Source organism: Methanofollis aquaemaris, assembly GCF_017357525.1.
GTDB classification, from domain to species: Archaea; Halobacteriota; Methanomicrobia; order Methanomicrobiales; family Methanofollaceae; genus Methanofollis; species Methanofollis aquaemaris.
In genome coordinates this window covers 577,939-601,267 of the sequence record NZ_CP036172.1, presented here as the reverse complement: position 1 = coordinate 601,267, position 23,329 = coordinate 577,939, and the positions used below count along the sequence as shown (strand labels likewise).

Genomic DNA, 23,329 nt, shown 5'->3' with positions numbered 1-23,329 from the left:
CGGCTCTTCACCAGCGCTCTCCGCACTTCGGACAGATCATCGTCACCTGTCGGCCGCAGTATGGGCAATAGATACCGCGGCGTTCAGTGTATTCGAGGGGGCGGCCACAGCGTCGACAGAAGACCGGCGCCTCATACCCACATTCGTGCCGTATCATCACTCCAGATATTGATAGCACCTGACCAAAAGATTTCCTTTTCCGCGGTTGGCCACATCCCCGGTGAAGTGAGTGAGCGAGAGACCGTCCGGCCCATTCACCTCGTCCTGCTTCTTGAACGTGGGGAGCATCTCCGAAGCGCACCCCAGCACCATGCACCTCCCATCGGTCATGTTCCCACAGGGGCGCGAGCAGTCACCATGGATGGTGAGAAAACCCCCTTGCATGTCAACGCCGGGCATATCCCCACAGTTGCCGTGGACGATCACCTCGCCGCCGAAGAGGTGCTCGGCCGTGAAGTCTCCGGCACTCCCGAAGACCTCCACCTTCCCGCCTCTCATCCCCTTCTTCTCGCCCCGGTATCCTGCGGCACAGTAGTGACCGGCGTCGCCGCGGCAGATGACCGTGCCGCCCCGCAGTTCCCTTGCAAACCAGCCGCCTGCATTTCCCATCACTTCGATAGTGCCTGCGGCCATGAAATTAGCGCAGTGCATCCCGATGTCGCCTTCGATGGTGATCCGGCCGCCGTCCATGTATTCACCGACCCGCTTCACCCTGGAGGTATCGCCGCGGAGCACCACCTCGACCTCGTTGACTGAGGTGGCCGTGCCCTCCATCTCGATCTCAAAGACCTCGTCGAGACGACGCTCCTTGTTCCCCTCCCAGACGGTGAGTTCGTCTGTCCCCCACATCAGGAAGGCGGGGTTGATCTTCTCAGCCTCGATAGGGATGTGCGGGTTTGTGCGCTCCTTCATCGTCAGCACAATCCTCATATCGTCGCCTCCGTCTCTATCCGCAGGTTTCGTTTGAGATACTCATCCTGGACCGGGTAGTTGCTCATCCGCACCGAGTACCAGTGATTGAACATCTCCGTGAACTTGGGGTCGCGGCTCATATCATGCTCGGGACTGATCTTGGGGTCGACCCAGATGGTGGTGTTCTCGCCATGGACCAGGATCTCGCCGTTCCTCGCCACCGGACGACCCCGTTTGACGGTCCACTTTGCCCTGGCAAACCCGTCGATGATCTTCTGGTACTCCTGCGCCGGATCGATCTCGCCGACCTTCAACGGGTAGACGGCGATGTCGGCCTCTGCCCCGAGGCCCAGGTGGCCCTTCCCGATCCCGGTGATCCCGAGGGCCTTTGCCTGTCCGGCCCGCGTCATCACCGCGATCTCGTTCCAGTCCATCTCGCGGTCGAGGGCAGGGAGGTCGACCCTGGACTCGGTCCTCCGGTGCACGGTCGCAAACTCGGCGTCCCGGTATTTCTTGCTCATCAGGAGGGCGATGATCTCGGGATACTTCACGAAGGGCGCCCCGTTCGGGTTGTCGGTCGTGAGCAGACACCGCCAGGGATCCTTCACGAGCAGTCCCAGTTCCAGGCCGATCGCCCACATGATCGAGTTGACCAGGTTCTTCTTCCTGTACAGCACCGGGATGATCCCTGACCCGGTCTCCAGTTCCACGTCGTGGTTCGACCACTTGTTGTGGTGGAGGCGGTAGAGGTTGAACTCCATCGGGCCGTCTGCGGTCATGGTGGTGGTCTTGCCGAACATCACCTGCCCCATGTCGATGACGATCTGGGGGCGGTTGTTCACGGTGTACGCGACCGGTTCGGCCTTCGAACGGAAGGTCTTCCAGTCCGAACCGCCGTAACTGTGGAACTGGACATGCGTTGCGTACAGGCTCTGGCGCTTTTTGTTGAGGTCGGGAACCAGGTTGAAGGTGCCGACCGTGCAGGCATAGTTGCCGGGCGTGCCCAGGTTGTTGCAGTGGAGGTGGACCGAATGGGGGAGCCTGAGCATCTCGCAGGCCTGGATCATCGCCTCGATGATCTCGGCCGGGGTCACCCCGAAATGCGGAACCTCGTCCTTGATGCACCGGAGATCCTTGCCATACCCCCAGGCCTCGGTCCCGCCGGGGTTGGTCAGTTTGATCCCGAAGCCCTTCACCGCCGAGAGGGTCCACCCGACGATCGCGGCCACACGCTCGATGTCGCCCTCGCTCACCGCCTTCATCACCCCCCAGTTGCCGTCGAAGAGAGTGTTGGCCATCATGTCCTGGAGAGGCGTGGCCGAGAACTCCTCGTGGGTGTGGCGGGCCTCGAGAGGTGCCATTGCTCCTTCGAGGAGGGTGGTGTAGCCCATAATGGCATAGCGGTATGAGTTGGCGTACGTCGTCGGGACCGAGTAGCCAGAGGTGGCGTGCTTGACCCCGCGGCGCACCTCGCGCCCGGCCCGCATGTCCTCAGGACTCATGTACCGCCCGAAGTTCACCTTGGTTCCGCAGACATGGGTGTGGGAGTCGACGCCGCCGGGCAGGGTGAGACAGCCTTCGGCGTCGATCACCTCGGCCTGTGGGCCGACGTCCTCGACGATACGACCGTCCCTGACGGCGATGTCCATCACTTCGCCGTCGATATGGTTGATGGGGTCGATGACATAGGCGTTTTTGACGAGTAACTCGTTCATGGATGTCTCACCTCCGTGACCTTCTCGAAGATTTTCGTGATGATCTCGGTGTCGCTGGGGTAGCCCAGGTCCAGGAACTTCTTCACATGGATCGGCACCCCGTCCATCCGGTAGGCCGTGCCCGCGGCGTCCATACCGGTGACGGCCGTCGGGATCTGGCACCTGACAAGCGGGGTGGTCATGGTGTGCATCGGGTCGATGAGCACCGTCGGGATGTCGGTCAGGTGCTCCAGGCATTTCTTCGGGAAGTGGGCACCGGGATCGCTTGCCACGATGAGCGCGGCGTCGCATTCCTTCCGTGCCAGGATGTCCACCGCCGTCGTCTCGCCGGGGTTGTAGAAGGCGATCTGCCTGGAGAAGTCGACGGCGTACGGGTACCCGGTCATCCAGGTGAAGACTTCGTTGGAACCGTAGACATTGTAATGCCCCCGCAGGGGTGTGAGGGTGAACTTGGTGTACCGATTCAGTTCGTCGACGAGTTCGATGGCGTTCCTGACATTCTTGTACTTGCCGGGCGACATCGTCAGCCCGACCCCGAAGAAGAGAGCCCCGAACTTTGCCTCCTTGCAGAGTGCGGCGACCCTGAGGAGTTGCTCTTTGGTCACTCCGGCCACTGTCGGCGGGACGACATCTTCGCGTCCCCGCACGATCGCCCGCAGGGCCGAGAGGACCGCATAGTCGCCGCCAGGCTTCACCTGTATGAACTCGTCGGCGATGCTTCCGGTTTCGGTCTTTCTGACGTCGACGATGATGAGTTTCCTGTCCCTGAAGGCGTTCTCCAGGAAGTAGCCGTCTGCATAGGTGGTGTACCGACTCATGTGCCGGGGATGGGCCTCGGTCGGGTTGCAGCCCCAGTAGACGATCAGGTCGGCCCGGTTCTTCACCTGACCCAGGGTACAGCCAGGGTGGCCGACCTCCTGGATGGCCAGGATGGAGGGCCCGTGGCAGACCGAGGTGGTCGAGTCGATCACCCCGCCGAGGAGTTCGGCCATCGAGACTCCGGCCCCCTGCGCCTCCCCCTGGGTGCTGGACCAGCCGTACAGCAGGGGTCGGTCGGCGTCCAGGAGGATGCCCGCGGTGTACTCGATCGCCTCTTCATAGGTGGCGTCCCGCCACCGGCCACTGTCCCGCATGATCGGGGCTTTGAGCCGGTGTTTCCCGGCGTTCATCAGTTTGTGGCTCCCGAGGGTGCAGGCATTGTCCACCCGCACTACCTCGGTCCCCTCGGTCTCGATGACCAGGTCGTCGCAGAGACAACCGCAGAACGGGCAGATCATATCTTCGTGGATCATTCTGTGTCCCCCTCATAGGCGAGCCCGCCGATCGCTTCCATCAATTCGGCCGGTCTCTTCACCTCGTCGTCGGTCGGTTCCAGGTCCACGATGCAGGACTTGTAGTCGGGCATGCCGGTGGCATGGGTGCCGGCGTCGATGACGGCGTTGGCGTACGGGCCCATCGGGACGTAGACGGTCCCCCGCGGGACGCCCTCGTTCTGGACCGCGGTGAGGATCACCTCGCCTGCAGGCCCGCGGACGAGCACCCGCTCCCCTTCCTCCAGTTCGAGGTCCATCAGGTCCACCGGGTTCATCATGCAGATCGAGGTCGCCTCCATATATTCGGGCTGCGCCTTCGCTTCCAGTCCCTGCCCCTGCGCCGAAGTGCGTCCGGTGTTGAAGAGGGCCTTCACGACCGTCCCTCCTGCGTCCCTTCGGCGACCCGTGCGATCGCGATGGCGTCGGTCGGGCAGACCTCTTCGCAGGTCTTGCATCCGGTGCACTTCTCGTCATGGAGCACCCAGAGGTTGCCGTTGCGGATCTTCATGATCACCTCGTCGTTGGCCGAGGTCCCGGTCGAACCGAGTTGCGGATCGGCCTCCTTGTTCACCGGACAGGCGACGACACAGTTGCCGCACCGCACGCAGGCCTCGGGCTTCACCGTCACCTGATACCTCACCGAGAGAGCGGTGTGGTCGCGGTGCTGGGTGGCGAGCACCCGTCCTGAGTCCAGGACATCCTCCGGGCAGGCCTCGACACAGAGACCGCACCTGATACAGTGGCCCTCGTAGATCTTTGGGGTCCAACCTTCGCCGTCCCTGACCACCTCGATCGCGCCCGGCGTCGGGCAGATCATCATGCAGGAGAGGCAGTGGGTGCACTCCCTGTCGGTAAGGGTCGGATAGCCCCTGAAGTAGGGGGGGTCGACAAGCGGAGCGGTCTTTGCGAAGAAGAACTTCTTCAACCACTCGCCCCGCAGAAATTCTCTCAGATACCAGATGACCGAAGCACTCATCCTCTCTCTACCTCTCATTGCAGGCGATGCACGGGTCCGAACTGATGAACGTCGAGGTCACGTCGGCGAGCGAGTTGACCCCTTCGAGCATATAGTGGGTGCATGCATCGATGTTCATAATGGACGGCGTCTGGATGGCGATCTCCTCCACCCGGCCGTACCGGTCGGTCCTGATGAAGTAGGTGAGTTCGCCCCGTGGGGCCTCGCCCGAATACCTCGCCTCGCCGCCCTTGCACTCTCCGCCGCCGCGGACCGGACCCTCGGGCATCATCGCCAGGGCCCGCCTGATCAGCCCGATGCTCTGCATGAGTTCCTCGAACCTGACCATGATCCGTGCATAGTTGTCCCCTTCTGTCCTGACCACCGGTGTGAAACCGAGTTTCCGGTAGGTCGGGTGGTTGATCCGGCAGTCCGCGGAGATCCCGCTTGCCCTGGCCGTCGGGCCGACGGCATGGGCTTCGAGAGCATCTTCCTCGGTGAGCACCCCGATCCCGCGGCTCCGCAGGGCAATCAGCGGGCCGCCGTCGAACATCTTCATGTATCGGGTGAGGTTCTTATCGAGACGGTCCAGGTTCTCTTTCATGGTCGCGGCGTCTTCCTCGCGCAGGTCATAGCGCACCCCGCCGGGGATCATATAGGCGGTGTTCACCCGGTTGCCGGTGAGGAGTTCGATCATGTCCATCACCGTCTCCCGCTCGTTGAGGAGATACATCGCCAGGGTCTCGTGCTCGATCGTGTAGCAGTACGAGAAGTTGGCGATGAGGTGGCTCTGCATCCGGTCGAGTTCGTTGGCCACCACGCGGAGGAACGCCGCCCGTTCTGGCGGTGTGATCCCCGAGATCTCCTCCATCGTCTCGGTGAAGACCATGTTGTGGACGATCGAACAGATCCCGCAGACCCGCTCGGCCAGGAACATCACTTCCTGCCAGGGTCGGCCCTGCATGATCCGCTCGATCCCCTTCTTCATGTATCCCATCTCGACCTCGGCGGCGAGCACCTTCTCGCCCCTGGTCTCGCACTTGATCCTGACCGGTTCCTTCCAGCAGGGGTGGACCGGTCCGATCGGCATCGCAACATCGACGGTCTTTTTCATCCTTGTTTCTCCTCGTAGTCCTCGAAGACCTGCGGCGCAAGCGAGAGGATCGCCCTGATGATCTCGGTCGGCCGGGGGGGGCATCCCGGGACAGACGCCGCGATCGGGATATGTTTCTCTGCCGGCGGGTTGACATACCCGCCTTCACGGTTGAAGACGCAGCCCGAGACCGGGCAGTTGCCGATGGCGATCGCCACCTTGGGCTCGGGGATCTTCTCCCAGATCGACCTGAGTTTGTCCTCCCACTGGGGAGTGCAGCACCCGATCACCAGGAGGACGTCGGCCTCCCTGGGGTTGTTGTGGACATAGATCCCGTACTGCTCCAGGTCGTAGCGGGGGGAGAGGCATGCGAGCACCTCGATATCGCAGCCGTTGCATGACCCGGTGTCCACGTACGAGACATGGATCGAACGGGAGCGCACGGCATTTTTCATTTTCTGGAGGACTCTCATCCTATAATCACTTCCTTGAGCAGATCTTTGCCGGCCTTCGCCGCTGTGTCTGTGCCGGCGCCTTCGCTGGCCGCCGCCCGTGCCGCCTGAAGGGCGCGGGCCATCTCCTCGTCGGTAAAGAGCGGAATGTTCTGCGTGAACCGGTGAGCGCCGAGCGCGGCATCGAGAGGGTCGGCCTCGGGTGCGGCCTCGGCGACCTCCCAGCGGGCCGGCATATTCTCCATATCAGACATGTCCAGCCTCTCGATGAGGAACTTGCGCATCGGCTGGACCCTGACATTGAACCATTTTGCGATCGCCCGCACGGCACGGTCCTGACGGGGGCCGGTCAGGACATGGTACTTCATCGGGCGCAGGTCTTTCTCATAGATGATATCCACCATCTCAGAACACACCTCCGATCCGGGCAAGGGCATAGCCTGCGATCGCAAAGACCATGCACCAGAGCAGGGTCTGTTCGGCCCGGTGCAACCGTTCCTCTCTGCCAAAGAGGAGGGCCCCAAGAAGGACGAGAAGGGCAACGACCGCACTGGCCTGGAGGAGGACCGATCCCGTGAGGATGCCCTCGGTCAGGGCGATGACGAGGTAGACTCCCGCACCGCCTGCGATGAGTTCGCGTATCATAATACCACCACCAGGAGTGCTGTCCATGCCAGCACCACCGCGATGAGTCCGGTCTGCACCGTGACCGAGTCGAAGGGAGCGAGCATCGGGGTGAGGGCGCAGACAAACGAGAGGGTGAGCATGAGCACGAGCATCGCGAGGAGCATCAGCACGAGCGGGAGCGGCCCCACGAAGAGGAGCACGAAGAGGTACAGCAGGACAAAGGTCTTGATCCCGTCCGCGGCCTCCAGTCCGGCCCGCCAGACGCCGAAGTGCTCGGTCTTGTAGCCGCTGACGATCTCTTTGCTCTCCACGATGGAGAAGGGGCTGTAGTGCATCTTCGAGAGGATGACGACGTACAGCGCCAGGGCCGCCGGGGCTGCGGTGACGAGCAGGGGGCCGTGTTCGGCCTGGAAGGCGGCGATGTCCCCGATCATCAGCGAGCCGGTGAAGAAGTAGAGCACCCCCACCGAGAGGAGGAGCGGGATCTCTGAGGCCGCCGAGATGACCGAACGCACCCCACCGAACTTGGCGTACGGCGAACCCGGCGAGAGCCCGACACCGTGCTCGACCATCTTGTAGCAGATGTAGAGCCCGAAGATAATCAGCAGGCTCCCGCCCGAGATGACGACCCAGAGGGCGGTGGTCCAGATCCCGATGGCCACAAAGACGATCCCGACAAAAATCGCGGGGCTTGCGGTCTTCGGAATCCAGGTCTGCTTGAAGGAAAACTTCAGGGTGTGGAGAAGTTCCTGCCAGATCGGCGGACCCGGCCGTCCCTGAACTCTCGCGATCACCTTCCGGTGAATGCCCATATACAGCAGGCCGATGAAGACTGCAAGTATCAGATAGCCGATCATCTCTAGTACCCCACGAATGGAATGTCTTCTTCACCAGTCCTGGCCATCCACCAGAGCATGGTGGTGACCACGGAGACCGGGAAGGCGACGATGGTGAGGGCCGCCGCGGCTCCGTCGGGCACGGCACCCAGCAGGCCGGCAAGCCCGGCTCCGATCCAGAGGAGGGTCGAGACCGCTGCAACCAGTCCGTATGTCTCATTTTTCATTGCATCACACCGCCAGGAGGATCTCGACCACCCGCAGGAACATCAGCAGGGACGAGACGTGGATGAGGATCACGTAGGGCGCACCCGGCGCCCTGAACAGTTCGGTCTTTGCGGCGTAGAAGGGAGCGATCCCCTCGCCCATCACACCGAGGAGGAGGAGGAGTTTGGCGATGAGCGGCACGCCTGCTCCTGCGGAGAGTTCCCAGATAGAGAGGGTGCCGGTCGTCGCCAGGGTGATCGCCGCTCCGGCAAAGAGCGGAACTGTGGCGGTCATGGCGACGATCCCGTACTGGAAGGCGGCGTTGAGGACGTGCTGGTTCTTCACCGCGGCGACGATCCCGATGATCGTGATCCCGATGAGGGAGACGAAGAGGGTGAAGTTGAAGATGTCGCCGCTCACCATTGCGCCCATGGTGGCGATCCCGCAGGCGACGGCCATGAACCGCCTGAACCTGAGTTCGTCAGGGGTCACCTCTTTTGTATAGATGGCTTCGGTGCCAAAGACGATGTCGAGTTGCTTCTCAGGCCTGGAGATGATGGCAAAGACCGTGAAGAGCAGGGCCACCACAAAGAGGCTTGCCGTCAGGGGCGTGATATAGTTGACGATGTCGCCGAAGGGGACGGCCGCCAGGAGGTCGCCGCCGATGGCGCCGCCGGTGAACTCAGGCATTCTGACCACCCCGCATCGTCCCGAGGAGGGACATCTTGGTCATCACCTTCACGAGGACCGCAGAGCCTGCGATCATCACGGCGAAGAACCAGTACTGCGGCAGGAACATGAAGACCAGGAAGGCCCCGATCCATGCCGCCCAGGCATACCCGCTGACGGTTTCCAGGAGTTCGAACTGCTCCCGGTGTCCTTTGCAGAGGAACCAGAAGACGACGCCGAGGCCGGCGACGACCCCGCCGGAGAACCCGGAGAGGACGAGGCCGTAGACGACGAGGGCGGCCGCGAGGATCCCTGGCGCGGTGTCCATCACCTCGAAGTGCACCCGTTCTTTCGGTTCATCATAGAGCTTCTCTTTCTTGAGATAGATCTCGGAGAGGGCCATCAGTTCCGAGATCCCGACGACCAGACCGGGCAGGATGAGGGCCTCGGCAAGGTCGGTGCCGACGAGGGCGATGACCGCAAGCGAGAGGATCTCGGCAAGGTCAGTGAGGAGGAGGCGGTGAAGGTCGTCTCTCTCCCGCGCCAGGGCCAGGAAGGCAACGGCGATCCCGGTGAAGGCGACGGCGAGTCCGATGGTGTATTCGTGTATCAATTACGTCCCCTCCTGAAGACGAAACTGGCGATCGCAAAGGCCACGAAGAGGATGGTCGTCTCGACGACGGTGTCCAGGCCTCTGGTGTTGTACAGGATCTCGTCGATGATCCCGCCCGGATGGGAGACGATCGTCGTCCCGGTGTAGAGTGTGAGCGTCGCCAGAGCCCGCGTCAGGGGCGTGAGGTAGGCAGTGACATAGCCGAGGTACGGCGAGTTCTCCGGGTACTGTGCCACGACGGTGGTGTTCCCGAAGGGTTCGCCGCCCCGATCGTAGGGATCGAGGGGGCTGGTGCGGTCGATGCTCTTGGGGTAGAGTTGGTCGTCGTAATAGGCGAGTTCGGGGAGGGTGAAGATCCCGATGACCGCGACAAGCACGACGATGGCCGCAAAGACGCTGACCAGTTGCTCGTAGTCTGAGAGGATCTCAGAGATCTTGTGCACGAGTTCGTAGATCCTCATGGTTCACCCCTCCGCTCGATCACCCGCACCAGCACGAAGGTGGAGATGGCCGTCACCGCGATGAAGGTGAGGAGGGCCAGGGTCTCGTCGTAGGCGAGCATGATGAGCAGCAGCCCCCAGGCCGGGATCTCCAGGCTGATCATCCGGGAGAGGTAGGTGTGCGGCCGCGGTCTCGCGGCGGCGAGGGTCCCGATGACGAGCACGGCGAGGCCGAGGTAGAACTCAGGCGTCATAGAAGTCCCTCCTCCCTGCGATGAGCAGGACAAAGATGGTCGCGATCGGGGCGATGAGACTCACGGCGATGGCGACGTCGAGGTATCCTCGTGCGACGATGAAGGGTATGACCCCGCCGATCATCACCCCGAGGGCGATGAGTTTGGAGAAGGGGTCGCGCACCCAGGCGGTCGCGATCGCACCGGCAAGCACGATCGCCGCCAGCGTAGCGGTCAGGAACTCAATCATCACCGGTCACCCCCGCACGGGCCGAGGCGATCGCGTTGGCCTCCAGGGTCGAGCCGACAAAGTAGGCGGCGGCCGCGACGAGAGAGAGCGGGTGGTCGAGAACCAGCACGATGAGTCCGGCGATCGCGAAGTTGAGCACGTTGAGGTAGGGGAGTTTTCTGTACGGGTCGGGCTCGATGAGCGTCCGGGCGGCCGCGAAGAGGGCGACCACTCCACAGATGTACAGGGCGATCAACTCCGCCACCCCCAGAGGCGTCCGAGAAGTCTGCTCGCATACCGGTGCGAGAGGCCCTGGACGGTGAGGATTGCAATGACCATCCCGGCAATAAAGTTCTCGGCAGAAAAGCCGGCCCCGACAAGGCCGGTAAAGATGAGGCTGGCAAGCACCGCGCCGGTCGTCCCGGCGTATCCGGGGTCATGGCATATCCTGTTCCCGATATAGACCAGGACCGCCGCTGCGAGTCCCCCGGGGAGTCCGGCGACATAGACCCCACATGCGGCCAGCAGGGTGCCGGCCGAGGCGTCGGGCGAGGAGACGATGTTGCCCATCATGTACCCGCCGTGCAGGGCGCCGCCGTCGGCCTCGATCTTCTTTCCGATCGCGCTCGCCCCGCTCACTCCTCCCTTCTCAGGCAGCCTGAAGAGGACGTCGACGGTGACGAAGAGGATCCAGCAGAGAACGGCAGCGATCAGTACCTGTTCATAGTCAGCGAGCATTTCAGGTCTCCGGGTACGGTTTATTAAACGTAATTAACAGGGACTATAGGATAAATCTTTTGTAATTCTGTTAATCCGTCTCTTCTCTTTCTATTCCCGTATGTTCGAGGTATTTGCTCACCATCCTATAAGAAAATTGATATTATGGCACATTTTGCCTCCGACCGGATCAGGGAGGATTTATACCGGCTGAGGCGCACTCAAATGTACATCTCTATGACGCCACACCTCTCCCCCCTCGACCGTCCGACGATGGTATTGGTCTTTGCTATTTTCCTCGCAGCGGCCGTCGCCTTCTGGAATCTCCTATGGGTGGTCGTCCTCGCCCTTTCCCTGGCGGTGGTCGTGATGCCTCTCCAGCGCTATCTGGTCGAGAGGTCGGTCCCCGAGGGGTTTTCGGCTCTGGTCGTGACAGTCATCGTCTTTCTGGTGCTGACCGGTGCGGTTGGGTTTACGGTGGCGGTCCTCGCGCAGAACGCCGACTTCCTCGTTGAGATCATGCAGGGGATCACAGGCTGGATCGGTGCGGCCGGTGTCGACCCCGCGGCCGGGATCGGGCCGGAGAGTGAGGTCGCTGCCTGGTTTGATGAGCGGTTCGCTTCATTCGCTGATGCCGCTGCCGGTATCGCCACCCAGGTGCCGAACCTGTTCCTGGACTTCATCGTCTTCTTCCTGGGCCTCTATATGTTCGTTTTCCGGGGCGCCGCCGTCGCCGCCGAACTGACGGCCGCCCTCCCATCACGTCTGCGGGTGGCGGTGGAGCGGATGACCACGGCCTCGATCGACACCCTCTATGCGATATATGTCGTGCATGTGGCGACGTCGGTGATCACGTTCATCCTGGCCATCCCCTTCTTCTGGATCCTTGGCTATGACCATGTCATCTTCTTTGCAGTGATGGCCGGGATCTTCCAGCTCATCCCGATCATCGGCCCTTCGGTGATCATGCTCATCGTCGGGGCTTTCGCCCTCTCCCAGGGCGACCTCAGGGGCGCGGCCCTCGCCGCCCTCATCGGCTACCCGGTCGTCTGCGCTCTTCCCGACATCTACTTCCGCCCGCTCATGATGGGGCGGCGGGCGCGTATCCACCCGGTGATCATGTGGATCGGGTTCTTCGGCGGCCTGGTGGTGATGGGTCTGGTCGGGTTCGTCCTGGGGCCGCTCTTTGTGGTGCTCGCGATCACGGCGTACCATATTCTGGTGGAGGAACTGGAGGGCGCGAAGGAGACGGCGGGCGCCTGAGGGATTGGAACCCCGGAGGGTGAGGGCTGACATGGGCAGGGAGGTACGACCCGCCCCAGAATACGGCCATATTGCCCCTGGTTTCAAGATTCAGGCCTCCGATCCTGGGTCATCCCGGGCTTCGTTTCCGATCGGGCCGGAGGGCCGTTTTTTCATGCAACGCGGGGAGGGAACCGGGCCACTCCCGGCCCCCTGAGCCCCGATATGACTGAAGGTAATGTTTTCCCCTGTGACCCCACGATACGCCTGCGAGGGATGCCTATAAAAAGACAGGATTCCGGGGGGATTTTGGGAGGGCCAGACCTGTCTGGTTCTGGATTTGTAGATCTGGCATGAGCCGAGAGCACGCCTCATACCTGATTTTACAGAGCCCGGAATTGATCGTTTTGCAGGAAGATGGCCATTCGAGAGTGTAAACCCCGCAAGAGGGAGAAGGTGAGAGATCTTCTCACGCCGGGGAACAGAAGTGTCGCCCTGACAAAAGGGTCAGGATTATTTTGCCTGCGATTATGCAGAGTTCAGGTTCATACATCAACGAGAGGATCCGCCCCCGCTGGTGCCGCCGGCGGATGGGATGAGGGGCCTGCAGGGCCCCTCTGTGTCCTCCTGAGGATATTCGGGGCACTCTACAGAAACTCCTGTCAGTTGATCGGGGGTGAACGCAAAGATGTAGGTGCGTTCTCCCTCAGGGCCGACATCGCTGGAATATGATGTGCCATTCTCATGGTCTGTTCTGTACATCTTGCATATCGTGAGATAAGACGCTGGTTGGATGACCCTCTTCAGGGGAGAAAAGGTCCCGTTCTCAAGCGACATGATGCACACATTCCTTTCATCGAACGACGCTCCCACACCATCATGCAGGCGGACATTCAGCATGCATGTTCCTGGGGGCAGATCCCCGATAAACTCCCGGTAGTCGATCATCTCAAGTTCTCTGAGGAGTGGGCGGGGACGTACTTTGATGGGGTCCATGTCCGGGTCGAGTGTTCCTGTGGATCGAAGGGTGAATAGTCCTTCTCCGTTCATGTCAACCCGGTAACGCTGTATCTTTCCGTCTTTCTCTCCAGAGAAAGCAAGATTCATAGATTCGATCCCGCCGTTGTCCTTTATGAAGATGTATAGGTCGGAAAGATCAGCAGTACGCTCATCTATCCCGGAGAGTGCGACGCTCTCATTCCAGATGTCCAGGAGAGGAAGACCGAACGCATTCGGTGGGACTGAAAAACTCTGTGACGTAAAGCAGCCGCATGTGAGGCAGAGGCAGATGAGCATAATGACCGGGATGGAGATTGACTTTATTGGGTCGGGTTCTGGACTCATATTTCATCAATAGGCATTCATGTTCAATATTGTCTTAAAAATCTGCCTTTTTTGGTGCTGATGTGTGAATGGGATCTTTTTAAACCTTTTATCATGAGGAATTCAACAAAACCGACAGGACAGATCTTTGATCTTCCATCTTCTCGATCTCAGAGGAAGCCCCCGGCGCGATTGATGTGAGAAGATGGGGAGTTAGAGATGTCCCCCCTCTTTGAGAGTCCGCGTGCATCCAGGAGCCATCCACTCTTCAGGTCGCCCATCCCGTCCCCTTCTCCCACCAGATCATCGCCATCCTCCACCTCCGCCTGAGCACGTACCCGCCGCCCTCCAGCGGGGCGAGCACCCGCGCAAAGTGCGACCGCACGGTCGCTTCGCTTCCGTCAGGCGCATCATGGAGGCGGCACCACTCAGCCGCCGCCTCATCGACCGAGGCGTACCTGGTGGTGTGCTCGGTCCCGTAGATGGTGACATTGGCATAGATCCTCATCTCGTGGAGGACATGCACCACCCAGAGATAGTCCGGGTATCCCCACTGATCCTCCCCGAAGACGACTCTGTGCAGGGTCATCTCGTCCGGCTCGCGCCACTCCCCCGCGTGCCAGAAGAGGTGGACAGCCCGGCGTGCGGCGGCGTCCATCTTTGCAAGGGCCGCACGGAGGTCGGCAAAGCCCAGGACATTTGCGCCCACCACCACATCATGGCCCTCGACCTCCGCCACCTCCCACCGCTCCCTGAGGACTGTGTAGTTGGAGAGCCCGGCCTCGGCCATATGCTGCCGGAGTCGGTCGAGCATCTGCTCGGAGGGATCGAGGGCGGTGAGATGGCGCGCTTCCCGTGCGAACGGAACCGAGAGCCGCCCGGTCCCGGCGCCGATGTCCAGGACCGTCTCATCCGGCCTGACGCCGATCATGCAGTACTCGACCGGCACACCATCGGCGCGGGCCATCCTATCAAAGGCCCCGGCCTTTTTGTCCCACCGGGCACCCGGGTCGCTCTCCTCGCCCTGCCGCGACTCGATCGCCGCCCGCCAGAGGTCGTTGTAGTCAGGGAGGTCTTCCATACACCTACAGTGGAAGTGATCTGATATGAGGGTGGCGGTCAGGGCCGGGATACGAAAAAACCATACCCGGAGGACAGAAAAATACTTCATACAGGCATTGGCATGATCCCGCAAAAATCAGACGATATATCCAGAATAGAGCAGATCTTCAACGGGGTGGCCACGGGGATCCTCCGCTATCCTGCCCAACTCGCCCTCCTGATAGGCGTCCTCTTCGTCGTCGGCATCATCGGGATGACAGGCGTCACGATGGAGACAGGGTCGAACACCTATCTCGACAAATCGACGAAGGAGGGGATCATCTATGACAGTTACAGCGAACGCTTCCTCTCCGACACGGTGGTTCTCCTTGTGCGGTGCGACGATCCCCTCGACCCCGACCTCCTCGTCTTCCTCAACCGTCTTGAAGGAGAGATCAGGGAGGTCAGGAATGTCGCTTCTGTGGAGAGTTTTGCCGACGTGCTCATGCAGATGAACGGGGGCACACTTCCCGATTCAAGGGCTAAGGCACAGACACTTGTCTCCCGCCTCCCCCCCGACCTTAAGGAGAAACTGCTCCTGTCCAACACGATGACCCTTGCCCTCGTCACGGTGGACCAGGGGGTCTCAAAGGACGTCTCCCGCAGTGTCCTCGGCAACATCCAGTCGGTGATCGACAGCGAGTCCCCGCCGCCCGGCGTCTCGATCGAGATCACCGGGAACACCGCCTTCGACGAACAGATGGAGGATGAACTCTCCGGCTCCTTGCTGGTGCTCATCGCCGCGGCGATGGGGTTGATGGTCGTGACCCTTGCGGTGCTTTTCTCCTCGATGAGCCACCGCTTCATCCCTGCGGCTCTTGTGGTGGTCGGGATGATCTTCACCTTCGGGATCATGGGCTTCAATGGCATCCACATGAATATCGGCGTCGTAGCTGCCTTCCCGGTGCTGCTCGGCCTCGGGATCGACTATGCGATCCAGTTCCAGGCCAGACTCGACGAGGAGTGCCGCCTGTCCCCCCTCCCTGACGCGGTGAGGACGACGATCGTGCGGACCGGCCCTGCGGTGCTCATTGCGATGCTTGCGACGGCGATGGGCTTTATCGCCATGTTCATCTCGCCGGTACCGATGGTGCGGTCCTTCGGTCTGGTCAGCATCATCGGGATCGCCTGTTGTTACGGCGCGGCCCTGGTCGGTCTGCCCGTGATGGCTCTCCTCGTGAAGTATCGTCCCAAGCCCGGGGGGTCTGGTCGGGCGGTCGCCCTGAAGAACCGGTACGACAGCCTCCTCTCGGGAGCCGCGGTGAAGATCGCAAAGAACCCGGTGCCGGTGCTGCTGGTGGCGGCGGTGGTGGCCTTTGCCGGGATCACCGTCGACACCTCGATCCCGATCGATACCAACCAGGACACCTTCGTCCCGCCGAACATGCCGACCAAACTTTCCCTGAACACGGTGACCGGAATAGTGGGTTCGGTCCAGCCCTTCCCCCTCCTGGTGGAGGGTGACCGGGTGGACGACTATCAGGCGATCGCCTGGATCGATCGTTTCGGCCGGTACGCCCTTGACGAGCACCCTGAACTCACCGGCGTCACAAGCATCGCGACGCTCATCAGACAGTATAACAACGGTGTCCTCCCCGCCAGTCAACCCGGTCTCGCCGCGGCCCTCGCCCGCATCCCTGGAGATGAGAGGGCGAAGTACCTGGACGGCCATACGGCCGCGGTGATCCAGTTCTCGACCACCGATATGGAGATGGGCACCCAGAACCAGGTGAAGGAGGAGGTCATGACCGATGTCGGCTGGATGCAGCCGCCGCCCGGCATTGTAGTCTATCCGACCGGCGACTACGATATGTACACCTCTCTCATCGCCAACATCGCGCAAAGCAAGGGTGAGATGACCTACCTTGGCTTTGCCCTGATCCTGGCGTACCTTGTGGTCGTCTATAGGCGGCGGTACGCGGTCTCGCCCCTCTTTCCCCTCGTCGCCATCGTGGGCTGGAATGCCGTGGGCATGCTCCTCCTCGGGATCGACTACACCCCGATGACAGCCTGCCTGGGCTCAATGACCATCGGCGTTGCCTCGGAGTACACGATCCTGATGATGGAGAGGTATGCCGAGGAACTTGAGGAGACCGGCGACCCCCTCGTCGCCATACGCGATGGGGTCCAGAAGGTCGGGACGGCGGTCACGGTCTCGGCTCTCGTGACCGCATGCGGTTTCTCGGCCCTCATGCTCTCGGACTTCAAGATCATCGCAAACTTCGGGATCACGACGGTCATCGCCGTCGGGTTCTCCCTGATCGGGGCGATCGTCATCATGCCCGCGGCCCTTGCTCTCATCGGCGGCGGGAAGAAAGAAGTACGGTCTGAGGCAAAACAGGGCGATTTGGTCTCTTCCTCTGATGGGATCTGAGGGCGGTTGATCCTAAATAAAAGATCCTGAATCAAGATTTTTTACAAAGTCCAGCAAAGAACATTGCATGCATGATTGTCGTCAATCAGCCTATTGCACTCCACTTCCAGAAAAAAAGTATGGAAGAGATGGAAGGGCAAGCCTATGGGCATGAATGTTCATGCCTGCGACTTCAGTTGGGGATCATTGACGGTACTGATGGATGGTCTTCCCGTCCACCGAGAGGTTCACGCAGATGATGGAGTTCCCAGCGTCGTCATGGGGAATTGTCGTATTGATGGGGGCGGAGACTCCTTCGAACTCGTCAGGGCCGAGAGTGACTGAGCCTTCCCCCGCATCGATCGGTTCTCCGGTCGCGGGGTCGATGAGCGTCCAGGCATAGTCGATGACGGCCTCAGCCGTCCCGGTGTTCACGATCTCAAAGGTGACGTGGCCCTTCGAGTCGTAGCATGCGTTGGCCACCACCGCCTCCGGGGCGGTGGTGGGTGCGGGAGTGGGAGTGGTGGTGCATCCGGCGATGAGAACGAGGGCGGCGCAGAACAATATTGGCACTATCATCTTATGATTCATATTTCATCTACGAGATTCTTGAATGTCCCATATATCCCTCTTCCGAAACGTCCCTCGTCGTTATTTTCGGAACGCACCGGCGAAGATGCTGATAAAAAGAGAATAGATCGGGTGTGTGAGGGGGTTATCGTTCACTTCTGGAGGCAGGGTTCGGTTATGGTTTCCTTATCGGTGTTCCTCGCCTTCTTGATCAGATAGTAACCACATGCGAGGGCGATGATGACGAACCCGATACCGATGAGGGAGAACTCGTTTGCCTCCTCTGACTCGAGGATGATGATCTTCCTCGCCACGGCGATGATCGCAACAAGCATGATCACCTCGACATGGACCCTGTGATCTTCGACATATGCCCGGATCGTCTCCATGAGTTCGAGGCCGATGAGGACAAGGAGGAAAAGCCCGAAGACTCCGATGATCTCATGGTTCTCAAGCCGCAGGGCCGATTGGTAGAACAGGCCCTGAATGGTCAGGATCGCCAATTCGATCACGGAAAAACCGATGATGATGGCGAGGAGGCCGATGAGGATATAGTATATGCCTTTCTGATAGGTGTCCAGCGCTTTGAGCATGGTCCAGCAGTCCTGCTCTTCATTTGAGGGGAGAAAAGATAAAATCAGGTGGTCGGAGCGTGCCCGGCATCTATGATATTTATAGGGGGCGCTCCTACCAGAGAGTGACCTTTGTGCCGGTGTATACGCGAGGGTTGCCGAGCCAGGTCAAAGGCGCTGGATTTAGGGTCCAGTCTTGTAGAAGTTCGAGGGTTCGAACCCCTCCCCTCGCATTTGTTCCTATTGTCTGGTGGCGAGACAAGAACACAAGGTCGCCAGGAGAATTCGATTGAACGACAGACATTTTTGGCCGTGAAGAAATCGTCTGTATTGATCTTTGTGCGGGAGGTTGACCATCCTCCAGTCCCCCGCGTGAAGAGAGCGTCGGGGACGACACTATCCTCTTCATGATCTTCCCGCTGCCTTCCCGTCCCTATCGCCATCCCGGGGGTCCGGGGGCAGCGCCCCCGGCGCAAGCGTGCGGGAAGGCGCATCGATCAGAAGATCTCTAGAACAATGTTCAATCGCGTATGCTTGGGCCCAAGGTTCATGCTGAATTACTATAAAAATCACCCTGAAGTCTGCTATGGGCGATTCAACATAGCTGAAAAAAGTATCAGACATTTGAGTGATGACATGACACTTACTCTCTTCTGTCTTTGCTTCTCCATTGCCTGGTGTGCGTGCTCATGACAGGACGGGGTCCGTTTTATTCGGAGAATCAGAGACGAAAAATGTGTGCGGCGGTTTCCGGTCCGGGATCCGCCCTGAGATGTGGAACGCCCCGACTTCTTATCAGGGGTGTGGGTAGACTTTGCTCCGTATCGTGGCTCTGTTCGGGCTGCCTCCTCCCCTGACAAACTTCCCCGGAGGAGAGGACCGATACGCGATGGGTACGACCTGCTGACTTCATTTGAAGAAGATGCTCGTCTGTCCTCTGAGGGTGAATCCTGGAGAAAGGAGAGAAAAAGAAAAGGATTAGAAGTGGTGAAAAAGATACAAATTCAGTAGAGTTCGCAGGATTTTGAGAATAAAATTGAGTAGAAACAGAAGGATATACCATGGAGTCTTTCATTACACCGTGTGGCAAATTTTACAACGAAGACTGCATATCTGGAGCTAAAAAGCATATCGAATCGAATTCTGTAGATCTTATTGTCACCGATCCCCCGTATGGGATCAACGGGGATAAACTCCACCTGCACTATAACCGGAACGAGGATTTTGTGGTAGAGGGATATGTCGAAATCCCTGAATCTGAATGCGGAGAATTCAGCCTTAAATGGATAAAAGAAGCGGAACGTATTCTCAAACCGGGCGGGTCGATATATATTGTTTCAGGATATACGAATCTCTATCATATCCTTCATGCTCTTCGACAGACCAAACTTGAAGAGATCAATCATATTATTTGGAAATACAATTTTGGAGTTTATACGAGCAAAAAATATGTTTCTTCCCATTATCACATCCTCTATTACGAGAAACCCGGGGGTAACAGGACATTCAACCTGGAATCTCGATTCGGCGTTAAGGAAAAGGCCCCCAATAGTGGTTCATTGAACTATCAGGATCGTGAAGATGTCTGGATTATCAATCGTGAATACAAGCCTGGCCGGGTGAAAAATAAGAATGAATTGCCGGTCTTATTGCTCGTTAAAATGATCCAGTACAGTAGCGATGAGGGCGATCTGGTGTGCGATATGTTTCTTGGGGGCTTTTCGACCGCAAAAGTGGCCATCGGTCTGAATCGCCGGGCGATCGGTTTTGAGATTTCTCCCTTGATGTTCAGTACGAAAATCGAAGAATTGCGAGATCTAAAACCAGGATACCTTTTGTCGGCGTTAAGAATTCCAGAAATAGAAAAAAAGGCAAATCAAGGTAAAAAATGGATTGATAGCGACAAGAAAACTCTGATACGACGGTTCAATCAACTGATCTCATCTGGAAAAACAAAGAAGGCTTCGATAGATATATTGGAAAAAGAACTCGGTCGAGGTCGATGGTCCATTGAAAAGATGCTAAAAAAATTAGGCGTTCAGTCCAATGGCAAACGGGGCAGGCCGAAGAAAAAAAAGTAGTTGAGGGTTTCATCCAGAAACCATCCATGTAGGAGGGAAGATCTTCATAAATCCGGACCAATCGGCTCTTTTGAACTGTTCATGAAGCGAAAGCACGCCTCGTGCATCCCACGAGCATATCCCAAAAGTACCCCGGACATGAATCTTCATCTGGATCAAAATCCTTCATTCCAGAAATTTTGAGCGCATATCTTCCGTCGGAGGGCTGCCGCACCCTGTTCCCTCCGCAGAAGATAGGGTGGAGAACGGTAATCCCCTCTTCAGGATCATCAAATGTGCCTTCCCACCTCTATCGCAATCCCCGGGGGTCCGGGGGCAGCGCCCCCGGCGCGAGGATGGGAAAAGTGATGAATGTATGTTCAAGCTGCGAGGGATGAGGTTTTTACACCATCATTGATCTCTCTCTTTGGTGGAGAGTGGAAGAGGAGAGTTTTGGAATAACCTCCACATGAATACTCTTTCATGGTAATCCCTCGATCCCTCTCCTCCTGATCGGGAGGGTGACAGGAACCGAGGGGTGATTCCATCCCCTATTGATCATTCACGAGGGTGTGGTCAATCCTGGATTCATGCTCCTGAAGAGAAATTACTATGAATCTTTTCATGTGTTCTGCTTGGGGTGTGCTCTCGGCTCATGCTCTATTCTACAAGGCTGCTCCAGATCGATTCTCATGCAGGGGCCGGGGGATGTGAAAACCCTCGCACCGTTCATCCAGAACAGGGATCTTAAACGGCTTATTTGGGGGAAATGATCTCTAAAAAACCTTATTTTTTAAAAAGATTGTGATATTCCTGCTGGTATGGAATCATTCTGTGTGTATGAATGACCAATTAAGCTTATTTTCTATATGTCGACTAATTTATTAACGATAAATCATAATGGTTCAAAATTCAAAAAATAAATTAATAGGAAGTAATATAAATGATGAATTGAATTTAGTACGTTAGACTCAGCCGTGCGCGAAAGCCACTACCAGTACGCTCTGATGGGAATATACCCCCCATGAAGATCAGAATTCCGCACGCAGGGCAGAGTGCAGAACATATCTTGGCAGGTGAAGAGAAGTGGAGATTACAGAGATTACTGATACTATATCCAGGGCACTGAACGGGGATTTTTCAAAGACCCTTGATGAAGAGCAGTGTGATGCAGAACTCGGACCTATCGTCACAGCAGTGAACCAGCTGATCGGGAAACTTCAGAAGAAGGAAGAAGAGAGCAAAGAACTCTCCTTAAATCTGAAAAACTACCAGATGACGATTAGCGAGAACCCGGTGCCCATGCTCTTCCTGGATGCCGATTGCAATGTCACCGATGACAACCCCGCCTTCGAGAAGTTCAGCGGGATGACTCATGACGAGGTCGTCGGGATACATGTCGAGGACTTCAAGATTCTTGAGCAAGAAGGGGACGGGCTCAGCGACACGCTCCGGAAAAAGACGCGTGGTTGCTCCAGGACCGTGGTCGAATACCCGGTCGGGGTGAAGCGCGCCCATGAGTACAGCATCCCATTCTTCGGTGAGGACGGGAAGATCGAGAATATCCTCCTCGTCATCGAAGACACCACCGCGGCGGATGAAGAGCAGGCGCGGGCTGAAAAACTTGCCGGGGACGCGGAAACGAAGGCCCGGTGGTATCAAGAGATCCTGGACACCATCCCGTACCCGATCAGTGTCACCGATATGGCAATGAACTGGACCGCGATGAACAAAGCTTTCGCAGAATCTTTCGGCCTTGATCGCGATCATCAGAGGGGTCGGCACTGCAGCGCCACCAATGGTCCGCTCTGCCACAACGAAAACTGTGGTGTCAAACAACTCCAGAGAAGCGGTAAAGACTCGATAAACACCTTTTTTGACGTCGGCGAGGAGAACTTCAAACTTGAAGTCGCCTACCTGAAAAATGAAGAAGGTCAGCGGATCGGGCACATTGAGATCGTCCAGGATATTACCGTCATCAAGGAACAGGAGAAGCAGGCCCAAGAGAATGCACAGCGGCTTGAAGCGAGTGCAGAAGAACTGGAAACCGCTCTCGGTGCCATGGCAAAGAGAGATCTCACGGTCGCCCTTGAACTTCGCGAGGACGATCCCCTCAGGAACCTGAAGAAAGACTTCCTCGACACCAGGACTGCCATAAACGATCTGATGAGCGATATCACCAGAGCCATCCAGGACGTGAACACCAACACCGACGAGACGAGCAAGAGTTCAGAGGAGATCGCGAAGGCCATCGAGCAGGTCGCGATAAAGAGCCAGAAGGCATCTGACGACTCCAAGAAACAACTCGACAACTTCGAGGACGCCGCACGCGCGATGTCCGACCTCTCCGCATCGGTCGAGGAGATCGCCAGCACCTGCCAGGAAGTGCTCCAGAACACTGAGAAGGGTGCCGAAGTCGGCGAACAGGCCAGGAACCTCGGCCAGGAAGCGACCGGAAAGATGCAGGCCGTTGTGACCATTGCCCAGCGGGCTGTGGACGAGATTGGCAAACTCAACTCCCAGATGCAGGAGATCGACAAGATCGTCAAGTTGATCACCGACATCTCCAACCAGACCAACCTGCTCGCGCTCAACGCTGCGATCGAGGCGGCCAGAGCCGGTGAGCACGGTCGCGGCTTTGCGGTCGTCGCAGGCGAGGTCAGAAACCTTGCCGGCGAGTCGAAGAAGGCGACCAGCAACATTGAGGGACTGATCACCACCATCCAGGGCCAGACCGAGATGACAGCCAGGGACATGGAGGGAGTCTACGCCGAGATCAACGAGGGGATCGCAAGTGTCGACAAGACCCTCGAAGCCCTCAACCACCTGGTCATGATGTCCCGGGAAGTCAAGGAGAACGTGACCGAGATCGCCAGAGCCACCGAGGACCAGGCAAGCAACACCAACCGCGTCACCGAGAAGGTGGCCGAGACCAGGGGCATGACCCAGGAGAGCATGCGCGGCATCGAAGACATGGCCGCCCTCACCGAAGAAGTGTCGGCCTCGGCCCAGGAGGTCGGGAGCGGCGCCCATGAAGTTGCAGAGATGGTCGGCCACCTCAGTGAGAAGGTGGGCGGCTTCAAACTTGCGTGAGGCC

Annotated in this window: 27 protein-coding genes and 1 tRNA gene; 5 read left to right on the top strand and 23 right to left on the bottom strand. The window is 58.7% G+C overall.

The features are described 5' to 3' along the window. Positions 1-7: 7 nt before the first annotated feature. The 19 genes from RJ40_RS02915 to RJ40_RS02825 are packed head-to-tail and all read right to left on the bottom strand — an operon-like array spanning position 8 to position 11,032. Positions 8-157 carry a DNA helicase PriA gene (locus tag RJ40_RS02915; RefSeq protein ID WP_265581857.1) on the bottom strand — a complete coding sequence of 50 codons (150 nt, stop codon included), beginning with the start codon at positions 155-157 and terminating at the stop codon, positions 8-10. Next, a complete protein-coding gene (locus RJ40_RS02910; RefSeq protein WP_265581856.1) occupies positions 157-930 on the bottom strand; it encodes a formylmethanofuran dehydrogenase subunit C in 774 nt (257 codons plus the stop codon). Before RJ40_RS02910 ends, RJ40_RS02915 begins: the two co-directional genes overlap by 1 nt. Further along, on the bottom strand, positions 927-2,627 hold the full coding sequence (locus tag RJ40_RS02905) for a formylmethanofuran dehydrogenase subunit A (RefSeq protein WP_265581855.1): 1,701 nt from the start codon (positions 2,625-2,627) through the stop codon (positions 927-929). Before RJ40_RS02905 ends, RJ40_RS02910 begins: the two co-directional genes overlap by 4 nt. Continuing rightward, positions 2,624-3,919, bottom strand: a complete 1,296-nt coding sequence (locus RJ40_RS02900) for a formylmethanofuran dehydrogenase subunit B (protein WP_265581854.1) — start codon at positions 3,917-3,919, stop codon at positions 2,624-2,626. Before RJ40_RS02900 ends, RJ40_RS02905 begins: the two co-directional genes overlap by 4 nt. Beyond that, a complete protein-coding gene (locus RJ40_RS02895) occupies positions 3,916-4,314 on the bottom strand; it encodes a molybdopterin dinucleotide binding domain-containing protein (RefSeq protein ID WP_265581853.1) in 399 nt (132 codons plus the stop codon). Before RJ40_RS02895 ends, RJ40_RS02900 begins: the two co-directional genes overlap by 4 nt. Then, on the bottom strand, positions 4,311-4,916 hold the full coding sequence (locus RJ40_RS02890) for a 4Fe-4S binding protein (protein WP_265581852.1): 606 nt from the start codon (positions 4,914-4,916) through the stop codon (positions 4,311-4,313). The genes RJ40_RS02895 and RJ40_RS02890 overlap by 4 nt, the downstream gene beginning before the upstream one ends. A 7-nt stretch (positions 4,917-4,923) precedes the next feature. Continuing rightward, the gene (locus RJ40_RS02885) at positions 4,924-6,009 is read right to left on the bottom strand and encodes a hydrogenase large subunit (RefSeq protein ID WP_265581851.1); all 1,086 of its coding nucleotides are present in this window, start codon (positions 6,007-6,009) and stop codon (positions 4,924-4,926) included. After that, positions 6,006-6,461 carry an NADH-quinone oxidoreductase subunit B family protein gene (locus RJ40_RS02880; protein ID WP_265581850.1) on the bottom strand — a complete coding sequence of 152 codons (456 nt, stop codon included), beginning with the start codon at positions 6,459-6,461 and terminating at the stop codon, positions 6,006-6,008. Before RJ40_RS02880 ends, RJ40_RS02885 begins: the two co-directional genes overlap by 4 nt. After that, entirely contained in the window at positions 6,458-6,844 is a 387-nt protein-coding gene (locus tag RJ40_RS02875; protein ID WP_265581849.1) for a DUF1959 domain-containing protein, read from the bottom strand. Before RJ40_RS02875 ends, RJ40_RS02880 begins: the two co-directional genes overlap by 4 nt. 1 nt (position 6,845) lies before the next feature. Further along, the gene (locus RJ40_RS02870) at positions 6,846-7,085 is read right to left on the bottom strand and encodes a hypothetical protein (RefSeq protein WP_265581848.1); all 240 of its coding nucleotides are present in this window, start codon (positions 7,083-7,085) and stop codon (positions 6,846-6,848) included. Then, complete coding sequence (locus RJ40_RS02865; RefSeq protein WP_265581847.1) at positions 7,082-7,924, bottom strand: respiratory chain complex I subunit 1 family protein; 843 nt, start codon at positions 7,922-7,924, stop codon at positions 7,082-7,084. The genes RJ40_RS02870 and RJ40_RS02865 overlap by 4 nt, the downstream gene beginning before the upstream one ends. A gap of 2 nt (positions 7,925-7,926) precedes the next feature. Next, on the bottom strand, positions 7,927-8,130 hold the full coding sequence (locus RJ40_RS02860; protein ID WP_265581846.1) for a hypothetical protein: 204 nt from the start codon (positions 8,128-8,130) through the stop codon (positions 7,927-7,929). A gap of 4 nt (positions 8,131-8,134) precedes the next feature. After that, positions 8,135-8,800 (bottom strand): hypothetical protein, encoded by a 666-nt coding sequence (locus tag RJ40_RS02855; RefSeq protein ID WP_265581844.1) that lies wholly within the window; start codon positions 8,798-8,800, stop codon positions 8,135-8,137. Next, positions 8,793-9,392: an EhaG family protein gene (locus tag RJ40_RS02850; protein WP_394357400.1), complete on the bottom strand. Its 600-nt coding sequence runs from the start codon at positions 9,390-9,392 to the stop codon at positions 8,793-8,795. Before RJ40_RS02850 ends, RJ40_RS02855 begins: the two co-directional genes overlap by 8 nt. After that, positions 9,389-9,853, bottom strand: a complete 465-nt coding sequence (locus RJ40_RS02845) for a DUF2106 family protein (RefSeq protein WP_265581843.1) — start codon at positions 9,851-9,853, stop codon at positions 9,389-9,391. The genes RJ40_RS02850 and RJ40_RS02845 overlap by 4 nt, the downstream gene beginning before the upstream one ends. Further along, positions 9,850-10,086: an EhaE family protein gene (locus RJ40_RS02840; protein WP_265581842.1), complete on the bottom strand. Its 237-nt coding sequence runs from the start codon at positions 10,084-10,086 to the stop codon at positions 9,850-9,852. The genes RJ40_RS02845 and RJ40_RS02840 overlap by 4 nt, the downstream gene beginning before the upstream one ends. Continuing rightward, positions 10,076-10,315 carry a DUF2108 domain-containing protein gene (locus RJ40_RS02835; RefSeq protein WP_265581841.1) on the bottom strand — a complete coding sequence of 80 codons (240 nt, stop codon included), beginning with the start codon at positions 10,313-10,315 and terminating at the stop codon, positions 10,076-10,078. The genes RJ40_RS02840 and RJ40_RS02835 overlap by 11 nt, the downstream gene beginning before the upstream one ends. Further along, positions 10,308-10,559: a DUF2109 domain-containing protein gene (locus RJ40_RS02830; RefSeq protein WP_322743889.1), complete on the bottom strand. Its 252-nt coding sequence runs from the start codon at positions 10,557-10,559 to the stop codon at positions 10,308-10,310. Before RJ40_RS02830 ends, RJ40_RS02835 begins: the two co-directional genes overlap by 8 nt. After that, on the bottom strand, positions 10,547-11,032 hold the full coding sequence (locus tag RJ40_RS02825) for a hypothetical protein (protein WP_265581839.1): 486 nt from the start codon (positions 11,030-11,032) through the stop codon (positions 10,547-10,549). The genes RJ40_RS02830 and RJ40_RS02825 overlap by 13 nt, the downstream gene beginning before the upstream one ends. Positions 11,033-11,236: 204 nt before the next feature. Between RJ40_RS02825 and RJ40_RS02820 the strand changes: the two genes are divergently transcribed. Next, positions 11,237-12,274 carry an AI-2E family transporter gene (locus RJ40_RS02820; RefSeq protein WP_265581838.1) on the top strand — a complete coding sequence of 346 codons (1,038 nt, stop codon included), beginning with the start codon at positions 11,237-11,239 and terminating at the stop codon, positions 12,272-12,274. A 531-nt stretch (positions 12,275-12,805) separates the two neighbouring features. On the opposite strand, the gene RJ40_RS02815 is transcribed toward RJ40_RS02820, so the two are convergent. Both RJ40_RS02815 and RJ40_RS02810 read right to left on the bottom strand, forming a co-directional pair. Next, entirely contained in the window at positions 12,806-13,597 is a 792-nt protein-coding gene (locus RJ40_RS02815; RefSeq protein ID WP_265581837.1) for a hypothetical protein, read from the bottom strand. A gap of 247 nt (positions 13,598-13,844) precedes the next feature. Further along, positions 13,845-14,657, bottom strand: coding sequence for a class I SAM-dependent methyltransferase (locus RJ40_RS02810; RefSeq protein ID WP_265581836.1), 813 nt, complete (start codon positions 14,655-14,657; stop codon positions 13,845-13,847). A gap of 102 nt (positions 14,658-14,759) precedes the next feature. Here RJ40_RS02810 and RJ40_RS02805 point away from each other — a divergent pair, with 102 nt between their 5' ends. Continuing rightward, positions 14,760-17,051, top strand: a complete 2,292-nt coding sequence (locus tag RJ40_RS02805; protein ID WP_265581834.1) for an efflux RND transporter permease subunit — start codon at positions 14,760-14,762, stop codon at positions 17,049-17,051. Between the two features lie 183 nt (positions 17,052-17,234). On the opposite strand, the gene RJ40_RS02800 is transcribed toward RJ40_RS02805, so the two are convergent. Then, a complete protein-coding gene (locus RJ40_RS02800) occupies positions 17,235-17,609 on the bottom strand; it encodes a hypothetical protein (RefSeq protein ID WP_265581833.1) in 375 nt (124 codons plus the stop codon). A gap of 143 nt (positions 17,610-17,752) precedes the next feature. Then, a complete protein-coding gene (locus RJ40_RS02795; protein WP_265581832.1) occupies positions 17,753-18,193 on the bottom strand; it encodes a phosphate-starvation-inducible PsiE family protein in 441 nt (146 codons plus the stop codon). 127 nt (positions 18,194-18,320) lie between these two features. On the opposite strand from RJ40_RS02795, the gene RJ40_RS02790 reads away from it, so the two are divergent. From RJ40_RS02790 to RJ40_RS02780, 3 genes are all read left to right on the top strand, one after another. After that, positions 18,321-18,405: transfer RNA gene (locus tag RJ40_RS02790), tRNA-Leu, on the top strand. An 828-nt stretch (positions 18,406-19,233) separates the two neighbouring features. Then, on the top strand, positions 19,234-20,253 hold the full coding sequence (locus tag RJ40_RS02785) for a DNA-methyltransferase (RefSeq protein ID WP_265581831.1): 1,020 nt from the start codon (positions 19,234-19,236) through the stop codon (positions 20,251-20,253). A 1,065-nt stretch (positions 20,254-21,318) separates the two neighbouring features. Further along, positions 21,319-23,325, top strand: a complete 2,007-nt coding sequence (locus tag RJ40_RS02780) for a methyl-accepting chemotaxis protein (RefSeq protein WP_265581830.1) — start codon at positions 21,319-21,321, stop codon at positions 23,323-23,325. Positions 23,326-23,329: the final 4 nt, after the last annotated feature.